Annotated in this window: 15 protein-coding genes; all 15 read left to right on the top strand. The window is 37.7% G+C overall.

Features of this window, described 5'->3' with window-relative positions:
* The first annotated feature begins 6 nt into the window (after positions 1–6).
* Entirely contained in the window at positions 7–1,311 is a 1,305-nt protein-coding gene (locus tag JHD79_RS04345) for a nucleotide sugar dehydrogenase (RefSeq protein ID WP_304622298.1), read from the top strand.
* 30 nt (positions 1,312–1,341) lie between these two features.
* Complete coding sequence (locus JHD79_RS04340; protein ID WP_199117981.1) at positions 1,342–2,376, top strand: SDR family oxidoreductase; 1,035 nt, start codon at positions 1,342–1,344, stop codon at positions 2,374–2,376.
* An 11-nt stretch (positions 2,377–2,387) separates the two neighbouring features.
* Positions 2,388–3,830 (top strand): lipopolysaccharide biosynthesis protein, encoded by a 1,443-nt coding sequence (locus JHD79_RS04335; RefSeq protein ID WP_199117980.1) that lies wholly within the window; start codon positions 2,388–2,390, stop codon positions 3,828–3,830.
* A 347-nt stretch (positions 3,831–4,177) separates the two neighbouring features.
* On the top strand, positions 4,178–5,053 hold the full coding sequence (locus JHD79_RS04330; RefSeq protein WP_199117979.1) for an O-antigen ligase: 876 nt from the start codon (positions 4,178–4,180) through the stop codon (positions 5,051–5,053).
* Positions 5,050–5,826, top strand: coding sequence for a hypothetical protein (locus tag JHD79_RS04325; protein ID WP_199117978.1), 777 nt, complete (start codon positions 5,050–5,052; stop codon positions 5,824–5,826). Before JHD79_RS04330 ends, JHD79_RS04325 begins: the two co-directional genes overlap by 4 nt.
* Before the next feature lie 24 nt (positions 5,827–5,850).
* Positions 5,851–7,281, top strand: a complete 1,431-nt coding sequence (locus tag JHD79_RS04320; protein WP_199117977.1) for an MBOAT family protein — start codon at positions 5,851–5,853, stop codon at positions 7,279–7,281.
* Positions 7,282–7,290: 9 nt separating this feature from the next.
* The gene (locus tag JHD79_RS04315; RefSeq protein WP_199117976.1) at positions 7,291–8,250 is read left to right on the top strand and encodes a hypothetical protein; all 960 of its coding nucleotides are present in this window, start codon (positions 7,291–7,293) and stop codon (positions 8,248–8,250) included.
* 2 nt (positions 8,251–8,252) lie between these two features.
* Complete coding sequence (locus tag JHD79_RS04310) at positions 8,253–9,311, top strand: glycosyltransferase (protein ID WP_199117975.1); 1,059 nt, start codon at positions 8,253–8,255, stop codon at positions 9,309–9,311.
* A gap of 40 nt (positions 9,312–9,351) precedes the next feature.
* Entirely contained in the window at positions 9,352–11,163 is a 1,812-nt protein-coding gene (asnB, locus tag JHD79_RS04305; RefSeq protein ID WP_199117974.1) for an asparagine synthase (glutamine-hydrolyzing), read from the top strand.
* Positions 11,164–11,173: 10 nt separating this feature from the next.
* Positions 11,174–12,100: a hypothetical protein gene (locus tag JHD79_RS04300; protein WP_199117973.1), complete on the top strand. Its 927-nt coding sequence runs from the start codon at positions 11,174–11,176 to the stop codon at positions 12,098–12,100.
* A 78-nt stretch (positions 12,101–12,178) separates the two neighbouring features.
* Entirely contained in the window at positions 12,179–13,240 is a 1,062-nt protein-coding gene (locus JHD79_RS04295) for an NAD-dependent epimerase/dehydratase family protein (RefSeq protein WP_199117972.1), read from the top strand.
* A 13-nt stretch (positions 13,241–13,253) separates the two neighbouring features.
* Positions 13,254–14,318: a glycosyltransferase gene (locus JHD79_RS04290; protein ID WP_199117971.1), complete on the top strand. Its 1,065-nt coding sequence runs from the start codon at positions 13,254–13,256 to the stop codon at positions 14,316–14,318.
* A 29-nt stretch (positions 14,319–14,347) separates the two neighbouring features.
* The gene (locus tag JHD79_RS04285; RefSeq protein ID WP_199117970.1) at positions 14,348–15,484 is read left to right on the top strand and encodes a glycosyltransferase family 4 protein; all 1,137 of its coding nucleotides are present in this window, start codon (positions 14,348–14,350) and stop codon (positions 15,482–15,484) included.
* Positions 15,485–15,522: 38 nt separating this feature from the next.
* Complete coding sequence (locus JHD79_RS04280) at positions 15,523–16,476, top strand: glycosyltransferase (RefSeq protein ID WP_199117969.1); 954 nt, start codon at positions 15,523–15,525, stop codon at positions 16,474–16,476.
* Positions 16,477–16,487: 11 nt separating this feature from the next.
* On the top strand, positions 16,488–17,224 hold a 737-nt coding region (locus JHD79_RS04275), incomplete at its 3' end, for a glycosyltransferase (protein ID WP_233164559.1).

Below are 17,224 nucleotides of genomic sequence, written 5' to 3'. Positions count from 1 at the left end.
CATCAAATGATGAAAATTGAAATAAATGAACTCCCAAAAATCGCCATTATTGGCCTTGGTTATGTTGGGCTTCCTCTCGCTGTAGCCTTTTCCAAGAAATATAAGGTTTTTGGATTTGACATCAATCATGACCGTATAGCTGAGATTAAAGAAGCTGTGGATCATACCAATGAGATCAGTACGGCAGAGCTGAAGACAGTGCTTACAAAAGATTGTACCACCCTAAAAGGACTTTTCTGTACCAATGAAATCCAGCATATTGCCAACTGTTCTATTTATATTATAACGGTACCTACACCCGTAGATCGTAACAATAGGCCAGACCTAACACCTTTGCTCAAAGCGAGTAAATTGGTAGGCGAAGTGCTTAAAAAAGGAGATATAGTCATTTATGAATCGACCGTTTATCCGGGTGTTACCGAAGATGAGTGTGTACCAATTTTGGAAATAGAATCTGGATTGAGGTTCAATATCGATTTTTTTGCGGGTTATTCCCCCGAGAGGATCAACCCGGGAGATCGGGAGCACACAGTAGTCCATATCAAAAAGGTTACTTCCGGATCTACACCAAAAGCAGCCACCATTATCGACGAATTATACCATTCTGTTATTGTGGCTGGAACATTTAAGGCTTCGTCTATAAGGGTGGCAGAAGCTGCAAAAGTGATCGAAAATTCCCAAAGGGACATCAATATTGCCTTTGTTAACGAGCTTGCCAAAATATTTAACCTCTTGGGAATTAACACCAGTGATGTACTAGAGGCTGCAGGAACAAAATGGAATTTTATGAAATTCCAGCCAGGCCTGGTTGGTGGACATTGTATTGGGGTAGATCCCTATTATTTGGCCCAAAAGGCACAGGAAGTAGGTTATCATCCAGAAATTATTTTGGCGGGCAGAAGGCTTAATGACGGGATGGGTGCTTATGTAGCCGATGAATTGGTCAGGCTGATGCTGATGAAAGGGATCATTATTCTAAACAGTAAGGTGTTGATCTTGGGCTTTACGTTCAAGGAGAACTGTCCTGATGTAAGAAATACTAAGGTGATCGATATTGTAAGGCGTTTGGAAAGCTTTAAAATTAATGTGTGCATACATGATCCTTGGGCTGATCCTGAAAAAGTTAAGAAAGAGTATGGGGTAGTGTGCCAAAACGGAGAGGCAAAGGAAAGAAAATATGATGCCATATTATTGGCTGTTGCCCATCAGGCTTTCCAAGATTTTGATCTTGCCTCGCTACGCATGCCACATACCATAGTGTATGACATAAAATCTGTACTGCCAAATGAAGCGGTAAGTGCTAGGTTATAACAATGAAAAAAGATTTAAACAGCAAAGATTATGATGTATGATGTTTCCTACCATGGGCCCACAGATTTATCTAAGCACAGCTTTCTGGTTACAGGTGGAGCAGGCTTTATCGGCTCGAATTTAGTAGAGTATCTATTAAAATATGAAGCTGGAAAAGTGAGGGTACTAGATAATTTCTCAACAGGTTTCAGCAATAACATTGAGCCATTTTTTAAGCATAAGAATTTTGAACTCATCAGGGGGGATATTCGAGATCGACAGACATGTCAAAAAGCGGTAGAGGGGATAACCTATGTGTTGCATCAAGCTGCATTAGGTTCTGTTCCAAGATCTATAAATGATCCTTTTACCAGTAATGAAGTTAATATTTCAGGTTTTTTGAATATGGTCATTGCCGCACGCGAAGCTAATGTAAAAAGAATTATTTACGCAGCCTCCTCGTCAACCTACGGAGATAGTACGGCAATGCCCAAAATGGAAGAGCTGATTGGAAGGCCATTATCTCCCTATGCCGTAACCAAGTTGGTCAACGAATTGTACGCCGATGTATTTGCAAAGCTATATGGCATGGAGCTTATTGGTTTAAGGTATTTCAATGTGTTTGGACAGAGACAGGCTCCTAATGGGGCTTATGCGGCAGTAATTCCCAAGTTTATTAAGGCATTTATTCAGCATCAGAGCCCCGTTATTAATGGCGATGGAAGGGCGTCTCGTGATTTTACTTACATTGATAATGTGGTTCAAATGAATATCAGGTCTGTTTTTACGGAAAATCCAGCGGCCATTAATCAAGTATTTAATGTGGCTTGTGGCAAACGTATTACCATTGGTCAGTTGGTGCATCATTTGAAAGAATACCTTATAGACCTTGATCAGGATGTAGAAAAAGTTCAGGTGCGGTTCGGCGCTGTTCGGGCTGGCGATATCCCACACTCATTGGCCTCTATAAAAAAGGCCGAAACACTTTTGGATTACGAACCTAGATTTTCGGTTAAGGAAGGATTGAAAGAAGCTATTCAATGGTATGCCAAACAGGCTAATCTCTATCAGGATGTTCAGGTTTAGAGACTATTAAAATGGATTTGGCACAACGATTGGAAGGTATTCATGCCGTTAAATGGGCATTGCTGGACAAGTTTGGCGCACAGCTTATTCTACTTGTAAATATGCTGGTGCTTGCTAGGCTCTTAAGTCCCAAAGATTTCGGGCTGATTGGGATTCTCTATATTTTTTTGGCCATTGCAGGGGCATTGGTCGATAGCGGTATGGGAGGCGGATTGATCAGAAAGCAGCACATGACCAAAGAGGATAGTTCGACCTTTTTCTACTTTAATGTAGCAGTAGCCATTTGCTGTTATCTTATGCTCTTTTTTGCTGCCCCTTTTATAGCGAGATATTACAAGGACCAATCATTGGTTATACTTTCTAGAATACTGGGTATTTCCATCTTTATAAATGCATTTGGGCTAGTCCAAAAAGTTTTATTGATCAAGTCCTTATTATTTAAGTATGTAACCAGATCATCATTATTAGCTTCGGTTATCAGTACTGTTTTTGCTATGATTTGTGCATTTAATGGATATGGAATATGGTCTTTATTGGTACTTCAGCTTACACAATGCTTAATGAATACTATATTTTTATGCTTTTATGCTAAATGGTTTCCAAGCTTAAATTTTTCAATAACCTCCTTTAAGGAGTTGTTTTCATTTGGATTTAGCCTACTCTTGACCGCATTATTGAATATAGGTTTTGCCAATCTTTATCAACCACTTATAGGTAAGTACTTTTCTATTGTTTATGCAGGCTTTTACTATCAGGCCAAGCGTCTTTATGAAATACCAATCTTATCGATATCTCAGGTGGTAGATTCTGTAACCTACCCTATCTTGGTACGCGACCAAAACAATAGAAGCGAGCTGGCGGCCAATTACCGTAATATTATCACCTTATTGATATTCATCTCATCGCCGTTAATTATCATGATTGCATTGTTGTCTAAAGATATAGTGCTAGTACTTTTGGGTAGTAAATGGCTTTTTACAGCACAACTGCTCAGTATTTTGAGTTTTTCTGGAATCTTCCAGATTTTGGAAACCACCAGTGGAAGTTTGTTAAAAGTAGAGGGCAGGACAAAATTGATATTGAAATTAGAACTGGTCAAAAAACTACTGATACTCATTAACATTCTGGTGTTTTATAGGTTTGGTATTATTGCACTAATGTTTGGTATTGTGGTCAATTCTATAATTTCATTCCTGATAAACCAATACTTTACCAGTATTCCCATTGCTAATTATGGAAGATTGCTCACCATCTGCTTCAATGCGGTACTGATGGGCGTTGTGATTGTACTCTTGAAATTGATAATTGTCAATTCCTATTTAATAATCATCACAGCTGTAGCATTAGGTCTGGTATTTTATTTTCTGTTGGGGCATGTACAAAAACTGCCAGAGCAGCTTAAGCTATATACTTTACTGATAAGCCGAAGAGCTGTTGCCCTTAAAGCTGGTTAATCTATTTACCTTAAATCTATATTATCGTGTTAAGGAAAGCTATCATATTCGTGTTAATGTTATTATACATATATGTATTAACATTCGATATATTCTTGAACCAGTATTTTAAGTTCCCCGCGGTTTTTATTGGGATCTTGCTTGCGCTTGTATTTCGTGAACCACGAAGTAAAACTTTTATTTTTAGTTGGGAATTGTGGTTTTTGTTCTTGGCCAATTTCTTTTATTATGCCATAGGACAAAGTGAGCTCAAACCTCTAGTAGTCAATTTTTCCATATTTGCTTGTTGTGCCTTTTACTTTAATTTTTTTGTTGGGCAGAGCAGAAGAAGGCTAAACCTATCTGTGATGATTTTCTTTTCCTTCCTGGCTTTGTCCGTTTTGGTCATGTGTGCCGATCATTTGGCACCAAGTACCATCGTCTTGCTGAGAGAAAAACTGATAGGTTCGCAAGTAGTACAAAGCCCCTCTGGAATTTCTACCAATATATTTACTTTCGGTTACCAGGTGGCTGCTTTTTCAACCTTTGTGTTTTTGTACACGATATTTAAAAGGAAACATTTTGTGTTGGTAGGCATGGTATTTTTGATTTGTTTGGTGCCCATATTTTATGGTATGCAGCGCTCAGCCCTGATCGTTTTTGGGATCAATGTTGTATTATCGATTATCATCTACTTCAGGTTAAAGGCCATACCAATATTGGTGGGTATAGGAGCTTGTTGTTTTATTTTTTTCAGCATAACTTCTAGTTACAATACCTCTACACAATACAATATTTTAAACAAAGCGGAACAAAATGCAGAGATGGGCGAAAATAGGGCTGGTCTCATTACGGAAAATATCAAAATTTATAGTGATTATCCTTTTGGCTTGGTATTCTATAATAGGAAATGGTCTGAGGTATCTCAGCACAATCCTACCTATCAGGGTGGCTTAACTTCTCACAATGGTTACCTTATGTTCTTTACCTATTTAGGGCCTATAGTGGGATTATTCTTCCTAATAGCGATATATCGTCGTTTAATCTTGGTTTTTAGGACTGCCATTTTAAATATAAGAAATATTGATTTTGCATTATCGGCCAGTTTATGCTTTGCTTTCTTGGCGCTATCTATGAACTCTCTTTTTCATAATGCATGGTTGATCAATGCAAATGGCCCAACGGTATTTTTATTCTTCTGCATATTACAGCTGAATGAAATTAAATTAAAGCAAGAGCCATGATCGTTTTGAAAAAGAAATTATTTCCTTTCTTGGATAGACAGGTGATCTGGTTTGAGCCAAAACCAAGCAAGCTAAAGTGTTTTTCTACTCTGTATAAGCAAAGTACGGCTCAGCATAACATATTTGGTTACAAAAGATCAGAATTTTATACCAAGTTGATCAACTTATGGGCAAGTGAAGAAGAAATATGTAAAGGATTTAATAAGGATACGGCATACGAAATCAGAAGAGCGAGAAAAGATGGCATTGTTACCGGTGTAGAATTGGATATTTATAGGTTCGTAAAATTTTATAACACTTTTGCCCAAACCAAAGGCCTTCATCAACTAGGTAATCATATACTGCATTATGGAGAACACTTAATGATGACCAAGGCAACAGCAGAAAATGAGGATTTGGTTATGCATGCTTATATTCTTGATTTATCTGACAAACGAGTGAGGCTGTTGTATTCAGCCTCACAATATAGAAATGAGGTGTCTGGAGCTAGTAAACGGGCATTGGTGGGCAGAGCAAATAGATTATTACATGCGGAAGATATGTTGCTGTTTAAAGCGCAGGGTTTTGCTACTTACGATATGGGAGGGTATGCTTTTGGAACGAAAGAGGTTGATCTACATAGGATTAATGTTTTTAAGGATGGCTTTGGAGGTGAACTGATCCTTGAAAATGATTACTGGCCTCGCACTTTACTTTTGGCATTGGGGCTCTTGGCATTAATGAAAAGGGCCAAACGACAAATTATGCTGTTTAGCGCTGCCTACCTTCATTAACAATCTTTTATAAATTCATTTAAGATGTTATTTAATTCGATACATTTCCTGTTATTTTTTCCAGTGGTCACAGCCATTTATTTTCTGTTGCCACATAAATACAGGTGGTTTTGGTTGTTGGCATGTAGCTGTTTTTTCTACATGTTCTTTAAGGCGATATATATACTCATTCTGTTTGTTACCATTATTGTCGATTATTTTGCAGGGATTTATATTGAACGGACAACCCATCCGAAAACAAAAAAAAGGCTCTTGTGGTTGAGTATTGTTGCCAACATTGGTGTATTGGCAGTTTTTAAATACTTTAATTTTCTTAATGATAATTTGTCTGGCATCCTAACTTGGGCAGGTTACCAAAACCATATTCCCAGTTTATCGATACTGCTACCTATTGGTCTTTCTTTCCATACGTTTCAGGCCATGAGTTATACTATAGAGGTATATAGAGGAAGACAGAAGGCCGAAAAAAGATTTGGTATCTATGCATTATATGTGATGTTCTTTCCACAATTGGTGGCAGGTCCTATAGAACGGCCTCAGAACATGATCCCGCAGTTTTATAAGAAACAGGTTTTTGACCCTATTGCGGTAAGTGAGGGCTTAAAGAGAATTTTGGTGGGTCTATTTAAGAAAGTAGTGGTGGCAGATCGGTTATCTGTATATGTAGATACAGTTTATGGCAACTATGAACAACATGGCAGTTTAACCCTGATTTTGGCCACAATTTTCTTTTCTGCGCAGATATACTGCGATTTTTCTGGTTATTCTGATATAGCCATTGGAGCAGCAAGAGTAATGGGATTTAACCTGATGGAGAATTTTAAAAGGCCCTATTTTTCAAAGACCATTAGCGAATTTTGGGGGAAATGGCATATTTCATTGTCTACCTGGTTTAGAGATTATGTCTATATCCCACTGGGCGGTAATAGGGTGGCTAAGCATAAATGGTTCTTTAATTTGTTTGTGGTGTTTATTTTAAGTGGCTTTTGGCATGGAGCAAATTGGACATTTATAGTATGGGGAGCTTTGCATGGGCTATACCTGGTGGTGGGGCTTTATAAGAAAGATCTTCCGAAGGGGCCAGTTGGTTCTTTTTTAGCCAAGCATGTTAGCTTGGCCAATTATTTGAATATGCTGACCACATTTGTGCTGGTATCTATAGCCTGGGTATTTTTTCGGGCAGATAATATGAGCCAGGCCTTGGGTGTTTTACAGCGTATATTTTGGTATAGACCAGGCTTTTTTATTGGTGAACCTAATTATTTTCTCTATTCAATTATGGTATTAACAGCCTTGTTTTTATATGAATTTAAACAAGAATATGGGATTCCGTCTATAGCTTTTCTGCACTCTAATCGATTTTCAGTGCGCATGTTTACTTATGTAGTGCTCATTTTTACCATTCTGCTTTTTGGTGTTTTTGATGGTAGCCAATTCATATATTTTCAATTTTAAATCATGGTTATGGTAAATCGAAACAGGGCCATAAAGATTTTCTTTATTAAAGGTATATGTCTATTACTGATCGTGATAACTCTTGATCAGCTTGTAGGCAAGCTACTGCATACTTTCTTTAAGCGAGAAACTACCGGCGAATATTCCATTGCAAACCATTTGGTTTACCAGCTAAAGGAAGATGTATTGATCTTGGGAAGCTCTAGGGCCTCGCATCATTATAACCCGGCACTCATTGCCCAATCACTTGGCTTAAGCTGTTACAATGGTGGCCGTGATGGACAAGGTATTCTTTATTATGCAGCTATGTTCAAATTGTCGCTAGCGCAACATCGACCTAAGGTGCTTATTCTTGATATGAACAATAGGGATCTCAATTTCGATGCGAGAAAAAGAGATAATCTTTCTTGTCTATTGCCTTATTTGAGCGATTCAAGGTTGATCGACAGTTTTCTGCTTAAAAAAAGTCCGTTTGAACTGCTGAAAGGTCAACTACAGACTTATCGGTATAATGGACAGGTATTCTCCATCATTCAACACAACCTTCTGCCTGGGATATCAAGTGGCGACATTGCGGGTTTTAAACCGATCATTCAAAAAATGGATGTCAGTAAGTTAAATAACAAAGTGAAAAATGCAGAAGTAGAAAAACTTGATGACGATTATATAAACGCTTTTAAAATGATCATCTCGACTTGCAGAAAGAATGGAATTAAATTATATGTATTTGTTTCTCCCCGTTATCTCTCAGCAGCGCCAATGACAATGTCGGTTAAAAAAATCAAGGCCATATGTAAAGACTATCAGGTTGAATTTAATGATTTTACAAATAATGTCGAATTTACAAAAGCGGCCTATTTTGCAGATGTTTCCCATTTGAATGTCGATGGGGCCAATTTATATACCCATGCGGTAGCTGATCTCATTAAAAAGGAAGAAAAAGTAGGTGATCAATTGACATTTCGGTAAAGATGAAGAAGAAAGTTTTCTTTGTGGTCAGTTCACTTGGTGCTGGTGGCTCAGAGCGGGTTTTTTGGTTGTTGGCACAAGGTTTCGATAAGGAGTTGTATGAAGTTTTTATTGTGCACCTCGGGTCAGACAAAACTGCTTTTTCCATAGTTTTAGATCAGGTAACCGTAGTTGACCTAAAGACAGTAAAGGCTTCAAGATCATTTTCGAGTTTCTACAGATTAGTTAAAAAGGAGAAACCATATGCTGTATTTTCCACAGGTGCACACATTAATATTTTGGTAGCGCTGGTTTCCATAATTATATATATACCATATAAAATTGCCCGAGAGTCGAATGTATATGAAGAAATGGCCAATATAAAAGGAAACCATATAGGTTTATGGGGTTTGTTAATGAGTGTTTTTTATCGGGTATTTGATCACGTGGTATGCCAATCCGTAGAGATGAAAATATCCTTTTTAAAAAAGATTAGGTTGCCAGCTAGAAAACTGATCATCATACCTAATCCCGTACTGGAATATTTTCCAGACAAAAGGGTAAAATATACAGATGGCATATATAAGATTTTGATCGTGGCAAGACTGGCACCAGAAAAAGCGCATTTTCGGCTGTTGGACATTATGGCCAAGCTCCCAATGCATTTTTATTTAACCATTGCTGGAGATGGGCCTTGTAGAAAAGAACTGACCCAGCAAATAGAAAAACTAGGTATTGGGCCAAGGGTGATGATGTTGGGCGAGGTAGATTATGTAGAACAGCTTTTGATCTCTCATGATGTATGTGTGCTGACTTCATTGACAGAGGGCTTTCCAAATGCGTTACTGGAAGCAATATCGCACGGTACGCCAGTGGTGGCCTATAAGGTTGGCGGCCTTAGCGATCTGATTATATCTGGTTTTAATGGGTACGTGGTAGAGCAGAACAACGAATTGGCATTTGCCAAACGTTTACAGCAGGCATGTTTGAGTCAATGGGATCATACGGCAATGATCAAAGACATTCAGCATCGTTATGCCTTAAAGAAGATAGCCAATTCCTACCAAGCATTGATTGGATAAAACTTCACTTTTATTAACTCATTTTCTCAACATAAAAACGATGTGTGGAATATATGGATCCTCTATTTATTATGATGATGCCCTCGTTGCTGCTAAACTCAAACGTGTTGAATTTCGCGGACCAGATTTTTCAGGTTTCGAAAGAAACGATGGGGTGGTTTTGGGACATAACCGATTGGCCATCATAGATCTAGATCCCCGTTCTAATCAGCCTTATACTTATAGGCATTTGAAAATTGTGTTCAATGGAGAGATATACAATTATATAGCGATAAGAAATACCCTTATAGGTTTGGGATATGCGTTTGCCACAAGTTCGGATACAGAGGTAATCTGTGCGGCCTATTTAGCCTATGGAGAACAATGCGTTGTTCATTTTAATGGAATGTTTGCTTTTGTGATACATGACTTGCAGGGAAAGAAACTGTTCGGGGCAAGGGACCGCCTAGGCAAAAAACCATTCTATTACCATCATCATAATGGATTTGAGTTTGCCAGTCAGCCTTCACAGATCAAACTGGGGAAAAATATGCAGGTAGACCAAGCTGCAATTGAAGCTTATCTGTTTTGGAACTATATCCCCGATTCGTTATGTATTTACAGGGACATACATAAATTAAATGCCGGACATTCTTTTAGTTATCATTTGCCTTCAGGAACATTAGAAGTTAAAAAGTATTGGGATATAAAATACGATTGGGCCAGTAAATTTACGGGCACATATAGCGAGGCCAAAAGCTATTTATACGAGCTGATCGAAGATTCGCTAAAAATTAGGCTTAATGCCGATGTCCCACTAGGAATTTTTCTTTCTGGAGGTATAGATTCATCGCTGATTACTAGCATGGCCTGTAAACAGCAGTCTAATGTGAAAACTTTTTGTATCAGCTTTGAAGAAAAAGGTTTGGATGAAAGTGCTTATGCACAAAAAGTAGCGCAATACCTGGAAACTGACCATCATACCATCAGCTGTAACTATCAGGATGGCTTAAAACTGATCGAAAACTATAGCCATTACTATGACGAACCTTTTGCTGATCCGAGTGCCATTCCCCTTATGTTGCTTGCTAAATATACAAAGGAACATGTGACGGTGGCTTTAAGTGGCGATGGCGGAGATGAAGGCTTTTTGGGATATAATAGATATGGCTGGATGAAAAAGGCGCAATGGATTTATAGATTTCCTTTGGTGTTAAGAAAAGCATTGTCTTGGTTTATGAACCTGTCGCCAAATTATAAACACAGGTTAATTGCCAACGGCCTGATAGAAACAGATATTGCAAAACTTTATATTAGGTTGTGTACGGGAATGGATAGTTCATGGTTATTAGATCCAAGGCCAGAAGAAAGCCAACAGCATAATTTTATATTGGACCTTAACCATAAACCATTGCTTGAACGAATATCCGACTATGATATCAAGACCTATCTTAATGAAGATATTAATACCAAAGTAGATCGGGCCACTATGAGTTTCATGCTGGAGGCAAGAGCACCGCTAATGGACTACAGGATTATAGAATTTGCCAATAGCTTGCCCACTAAATTTAAAATAGATAGCCTGCACGGAAAAAAGAGGATTTTAAAAGACTTGCTATTTGACCATGTGCCAAGTTCGCTGTTCAATAGACCTAAAGCAGGATTTACACTCCCTATAAAATCATGGCTCAGAACAGAACTGAAAGAATACGTACTGGATATTTTAACCCCATCCAACTTAAAAAATATACCGGGTATTAATCCTGTAAAGGTAAAATACATGATTGATGAGCACTTGGCAAATAGAAATAATTTCAGTAGCCAAATCTGGTCAATGCTCATTTTGAGCAATTGGTTAAACCATGCCAAATAAGATCAACTAAATGAGAAACTATTTAAACAAATTATTTTACACTGATAAGTGGAATATTGGCTATGTACATCAGTCTGCCCAAGATTTTATTGCCCGTAGGCAGCTTGATGATAAAGTAGTATGGTTAAAAGAATCAAAAGCCGATTATGCAGCAGATCCATTTGTTTTTGTACACCGTTCTGAAGTTCATGTTTATTATGAAGAACTGACGGATGTTTTGAGCAAGGGTAGAATCAATGTAATAAGTGGATTAGACTTCTCTACAAAAAAAAGAGTAAAAGGTTTTAAGCCAAAAGATATACACCTTTCCTATCCCTACATTTTCGATGATCAGGAGCATACTTATTGTATACCAGAAACAGGTCAGGCAAAAGAGGTTGCCCTGTATGAAATTGATGCGAACGATCTGAGCAAAATAAAAAAAATGAGGGTATTGCTAAACGGTAAAAGTTATGTAGATACTTCAATTATTTTCTATAAACAGAAATTCTGGTTATTTACAAGTGTAAGTGGAAAACCTAATGTGTTCTACATCTATTATGCCGATAGCTTGGATAATGAGTTTATTTCACATGCACAGAATCCCATAGAAACGGATAATAAAAATTTCAGAAATGCCGGAAACCTATTTATTGTTGGGGACCAGCTTTATAGGCCCACACAGAATATGGAGCTTGTTTATGGTGGATCGGTAGTGATCAATCAAGTAATAGAGCTTTCTGAAACCACTTTTGCCAGCAAGGTATTGTTCGAAGTAAAACCCAAGGCACCATATTCTATTGGTCTGCATAACATTAGTATGCTAGATCATATGATCGTATTTGATGGTAAAAGATCTTTTTTTTCCTCAACAGTGGGCATAAAAAAGATCTTGAAAAAGCTCATCGGAAAAAGCGCCTCAATTTACATAAATGTGAAAGCATTTCTATTCAACTGAACCAAATATCCATTATTGGCTTCGAGGGTGTGGTAAAACCATCCAAGACAAAAGCTATTCTTTTAAAATTATACGCAGATGAAAATTTTAATTACAGGTTGTGCCGGATTTATCGGCTTTCACCTCACCAGACAATTGCTCAATTTTAATTATGAAGTCACCGGTATCGACAATATCAATGATTATTATGATGTTGATCTAAAATATGATCGGCTTGCCGAATTGGGTATAGAACGGAAAAGTGTCATGGCAAATCGATGCCTTAAAAGTCAAAAATATACTGGTCTGGAATTTTATAAAATAGATCTTACGGCACAAGATGAAATTTTTACGCTGTTCAATGAAAAACGCTTCGATTGGGTTTGCCACTTGGCGGCCCAAGCCGGAGTGAGATATAGCATAACTGATCCACAAGCTTATATTGGAGCAAACTTGCAAGGGTTTTTTAACGTGCTTGAAGCCAGTCGAAAGTTTAAGATAAAGCATTTGTTCTACGCAAGTTCATCTAGTGTATATGGTCTCAATACAAACATGCCTTTTTCTACTATCGATAGTACGGACCAACCCGCTTCGCTATATGCGGCCACAAAAAAATGTAATGAACTAATGGCACATTCCTATAGCCATCTATTTGATTTGGGTACAACGGGGATGAGGTTTTTCACTGTATATGGTCCATGGGGTAGACCAGATATGGCCTTGTTTCTTTTTACCAAGGCTATAGTAGAAGGAAAACCAATTCAGGTATTTAACCAAGGACAAATGAAACGTGATTTTACCTATGTAGATGATATTGTGAATGGAATAATGAAGATCATCAATAAAGTAGCCTATAAGTCTGTAATGAAAGAAAATAAACAACAGGGCAAACCACCTTATCATATCTATAATATTGGCAAAGGCTTATCCATTGCTTTGAGTGAGTTCATTTATGAAATAGAAAAAAATCTTGGCACTATAGCCAAGAAGGAATATTTACCCATGCAGGATGGTGATATTGAAATGACCTGGTCTGATATTACGGCCATGAAAAAAGACTTTGGGTACCAACCTTGCACTGGTATTGCCGAAGGGGTTAAAAATTTTGTGGATTGGTACACCATGTACTATGCACAAAGAAAAGAACTTGTCCATTCATAGTTTATTTTTTGGGATGAAAGATAGGTTATTGGTCATCTCGCTCTCTGATCACATGGGGGGTGCAGAGCAATGTTTAAGACTTATTGCTGCCGAGGCTGGTTGTCATTTGATGTTTCTTAAAAGAAGCGGATCAAATTCGATACAGGATATTGATGTGAAAAAAGTGAGCTATATGACTACTCTGCCATTGATCTGTGCATTTGCACTGCTTCCTTTTTGCTTATATAAATACAGAAAACAATTCACCATTATTAGTTCGCACTCTTATTTGAATGCCGTATTGGGTGTTTTAAGACGTATAGGTTATCTAAAGGGAACCTTAATTGCCAGAGAGTCTACCTCTATATTTACGAGATACAAGGGGATAAAGAGAGCAAGCTATAAGCTTGCTTATTGGTTAGGGTATCCAGCTTTGGGTCGAATCATTTGCCAAAGTGAACTTATGTCGGCACAATTGTTAAAGAACAATTCATATTTGTCGTCTGCCAATGTCAAGGTTATACCCAATCCAATAGATTTAGTCAAGGCAAAGAATAATGCCGATTTGGAAAGACCTCATATCACGGATGAGTATATCTGTGCTGCAGGCCGGTTAATTTCCATAAAGGGGTTTGGAATGCTGATTGAGGCTTTTTCACTGTTGGTCATTGAAAGACCTTATATGAAGTTGGTGATATTAGGCTCGGGCCCATCTTATGATCATTTAATTCTGCTCGCAGAACAGTTGGGAATTGCACAGAGCGTATTGTTGCTCGGACATAAAGAAAACCCTTATCCTTACTTTAAATACGCCAGACTTTGTGTAGTGCCCTCCATCATGGAAGGTTTTCCAAATGTGCTATTGCAAATGATGGCGGTCAATCCCAATGTTGTAAGTACTTTATGTGCGGGAGGGATAGCAGAGATCCCACTTATTGTTAAGGTTAAAACCAACGACGTTCAAGATTTATATAAAGGACTTTTAACAGCACTTGGCAATATAACCACGGGCGCCGCTACTGTGCTGGAAAATTACTTGGCCCCACGAAACCCTAAAAGTTACCTGAAAGAGGTATTGGCAGGTTTGGATCTTGAGTAAGGTTTATCATGATATAAAATTACTTAAATATGAAGGATTTACTTCTACTGATCATGACACCAAATATGAGCCTGGAAAAATGGCATAAGGCGGGACTGCTATCTAGAGAGCTTGATATTTATAAAAAGTTATGCCTCAAAACTGGTCTTAGATTGTGTATTTATAGTTATGGCAGAAATGAACAGGCCTTTATAAAGAATAAGGATATCATTCTGTTGCAGATGCCTAAATGGATCCCGCAAAAGATTCCATTTAAGGCCCAAAATCTATTTTATAATCTAGTCTCACCCATTTTCTATTATGGTAAATTTAGAAGAAGCAGGATAGCAAAAACAAATCAATATACAGCTGGCTTTTTTGGCTTATTGTTAAAAATAATTTTTCGTATTCCATTGGTAATCAGAATGGGATATTATCATACACACCTTAAAAAGATAAGTAGGACCTCTCGCTTTTTAGAATATGTCACCTTTCATATCTGTGATTGTATATTGGTGACTTCGCTAGAGGCAAGTTCTTTTATTAGGTATACCTATGGTATAAAAACAGAAAAAATATACGCCTGTTGTAATGCTATAGATCTGGAGCAGTTTAGGCCAATGCAGATATCCAAGGATGTAGATGTATTATTTGTGGGGAGATTGGAAAAAGTTAAAAACATAACATTATTAATATCCTTTCTGCAAATGACCGAACTAAAGGTATTGATTATAGGAGATGGCTCTATGTCTGGTTTAATAAAAGATATTTCGGCATTAAAAAGGAACATCACTTGGATAAAAAGGATTGATAATAAAGACTTGCCCATCTACTATAATCGTTCCAAAGTATATATTCTGATTTCAAGTTTTGAAGGCAACCCTAAAAGCTTATTGGAAGCCATGGCTTGTGGCCTGCCTTGCATTGGTACAAATGTACCTGGCATAAGGGAATGTATAGTGGATGGGGTAACCGGTAATTTGATAAACAATGATTTAACGGCATTGAACAGTCGTATCAACCAAATTTTGGAGAGCCCTAATTATGCAGCAATAATTGGACAAAATGCTCTTTCATGGGTGCTGAAAGAATGTAATATGCATGAAAATATATCCCGCGAATATAACTTCTATCGGCACCTCATTGGCGATGAAGACGATGTACATAGTACTCCAAATTTCATTTAATCATTTAAAACCTAATGGCTATGTTAATTTCTGTAATAATGTCAGTCTATAATGCTGAAAAATATCTTAACGAGGCTATAGATTCTATTTTGGGCCAAACCTATTCTTCGTTTGAGTTTATCATTATAGACGATGGATCAAGTGATGGAAGTGCTGACATCATTCAGCACTATGCCGATAAGGATAGCAGGATTGTTTTTCTGAAAAACATGGTAAACATTGGCCTTCCAAAGTCTCTTAATAAGGGAATACATATGGCTAAAGGCCTATATATCGCACGGCAGGATGCAGATGATAGATCAACGCCTGATCGTTTTGAAAACCAGTTGTACTATGCACTTAAGCATGAAGACATAGATATTATTGGCAGTAACGCTTACATTATTGATGTGAACGGAGATATGGTTTGTGAGAATAGGAGCTTTTCGGACATTAAAGATCACAAGCAAGCACTATTGGACAGAAAGGCCATATTTTATCATGGAAGTGCACTTATCAAAAAGTCTACGCTAATTGAGGTCGGTCTTTATGATAATCGATTCTATTATTCACAGGATGGAGAGCTTTGGCTGAGGTTTTTGGCCAATGGAGCAAAGATACACACCATCGCAGACCCACTCTATCAATATCGGGTACTTCCTATAAAAACGGTTAAAAAATATAATGCCCAAGCCTCTTTTAATGTGGTTAAGCATATGATTTACGTTCATCACTGTAGTGACGCTGAAATTAACCAGAAACTCATCCAGATTGGGAAGGCCATTGCCCAGGTCAAACCACAGCTAGTTGTACCCAATTTTATGGCCATCTATTGGAAATCATTAGCCAATACCGCTTATTTTAATAAGAGTATTTCAAAAATAATTCCCTATAAATATTTAATCAGAGCATATAAAGAGAACCGTTCAAGTATTAGCCGGATACATTTTTTTAAACTGGGGCTGATGTATGTATTGCCAAAATTTATAATCAGAGCAAACCGTGCCAAATGAAGCATAAACTAATGAGAATCACAACGGTCCCCATATCATTATTGGTATTGTTAAAAAATCAGTTGAAGTTTATGGCTAATCATTTTGACGTATTGGCCATTTCATCTGGTGGCGATATGTTGGACCGTGTGGGTATTGAAGCTGCTGTAGATGTACGTAAAGTTCACATGACCAGGAAAATAACGCCATTTACAGATTTGAAGGCCCTTGTCCACCTGGTATTTTTAATGCATATGGAAAAACCCACAATTGTGCATACACATACGCCAAAAGCTGGTCTTTTAGGCATGATGGCGGCAAAAATTGTAGGTGTACCTGTTCGCTTGCATACTGTAGCTGGTTTGCCTCTTTTAGAAAGAAAAGGCTTAATCAAATGGATACTGGTTAAAATGGAGCAACTTACCTGTTATTGTGCTACTGGAGTGTATCCAAATTCTAAGGGCATAATGCAGATCATCCTTAAAAACAAGTTTTGCAAGAAAGGCAAATTAAAAGTAATTGGAGAAGGAAGTACATCGGGCATTGATACCAGTTTTTTTAACCCTAGTCTTTTTGATGGATCAGAAACCACACAAACCTATAGGCAATTTTTGCAGATTGGGGAAGATAATTTTGTTTATTGTTTTATAGGCAGGATGGTGGGGGATAAGGGCATAGCTGAATTGGTGACCGCATTTTGCAACCTGTATCGGCAATTTCCAAACCTGATCCTATTAATGGTAGGACCTTTCGAGCCTGAACTGGATCC

Origin of the sequence: Pedobacter sp. ASV28 (genome assembly GCF_016428855.1) — a bacterium.
GTDB lineage: Bacteria > Bacteroidota > Bacteroidia > Sphingobacteriales > Sphingobacteriaceae > Pedobacter.
Note: the sequence above shows the minus strand (reverse complement) of the source record. Positions and strands in the feature narration are given on the sequence as shown.

Bases quoted from the DNA above. Each gene is read 5' to 3' on its own strand.
- JHD79_RS04345 (WP_304622298.1), top strand. From the start codon at position 7: ATGATGAAAATTGAAATAAATGAACTCCCAAAAATCGCCATTATTGGC.
- JHD79_RS04340 (WP_199117981.1), top strand. From the start codon at position 1,342: ATGATGTATGATGTTTCCTACCATGGGCCCACAGATTTATCTAAGCAC.
- JHD79_RS04335 (WP_199117980.1), top strand. From the start codon at position 2,388: ATGGATTTGGCACAACGATTGGAAGGTATTCATGCCGTTAAATGGGCA.
- JHD79_RS04330 (WP_199117979.1), top strand. From the start codon at position 4,178: ATGATTTTCTTTTCCTTCCTGGCTTTGTCCGTTTTGGTCATGTGTGCC.
- JHD79_RS04325 (WP_199117978.1), top strand. From the start codon at position 5,050: ATGATCGTTTTGAAAAAGAAATTATTTCCTTTCTTGGATAGACAGGTG.
- JHD79_RS04320 (WP_199117977.1), top strand. From the start codon at position 5,851: ATGTTATTTAATTCGATACATTTCCTGTTATTTTTTCCAGTGGTCACA.
- JHD79_RS04315 (WP_199117976.1), top strand. From the start codon at position 7,291: ATGGTAAATCGAAACAGGGCCATAAAGATTTTCTTTATTAAAGGTATA.
- JHD79_RS04310 (WP_199117975.1), top strand. From the start codon at position 8,253: ATGAAGAAGAAAGTTTTCTTTGTGGTCAGTTCACTTGGTGCTGGTGGC.
- asnB (WP_199117974.1), top strand. From the start codon at position 9,352: ATGTGTGGAATATATGGATCCTCTATTTATTATGATGATGCCCTCGTT.
- JHD79_RS04300 (WP_199117973.1), top strand. From the start codon at position 11,174: ATGAGAAACTATTTAAACAAATTATTTTACACTGATAAGTGGAATATT.
- JHD79_RS04295 (WP_199117972.1), top strand. From the start codon at position 12,179: ATGAAAATTTTAATTACAGGTTGTGCCGGATTTATCGGCTTTCACCTC.
- JHD79_RS04290 (WP_199117971.1), top strand. From the start codon at position 13,254: ATGAAAGATAGGTTATTGGTCATCTCGCTCTCTGATCACATGGGGGGT.
- JHD79_RS04285 (WP_199117970.1), top strand. From the start codon at position 14,348: ATGAAGGATTTACTTCTACTGATCATGACACCAAATATGAGCCTGGAA.
- JHD79_RS04280 (WP_199117969.1), top strand. From the start codon at position 15,523: ATGTCAGTCTATAATGCTGAAAAATATCTTAACGAGGCTATAGATTCT.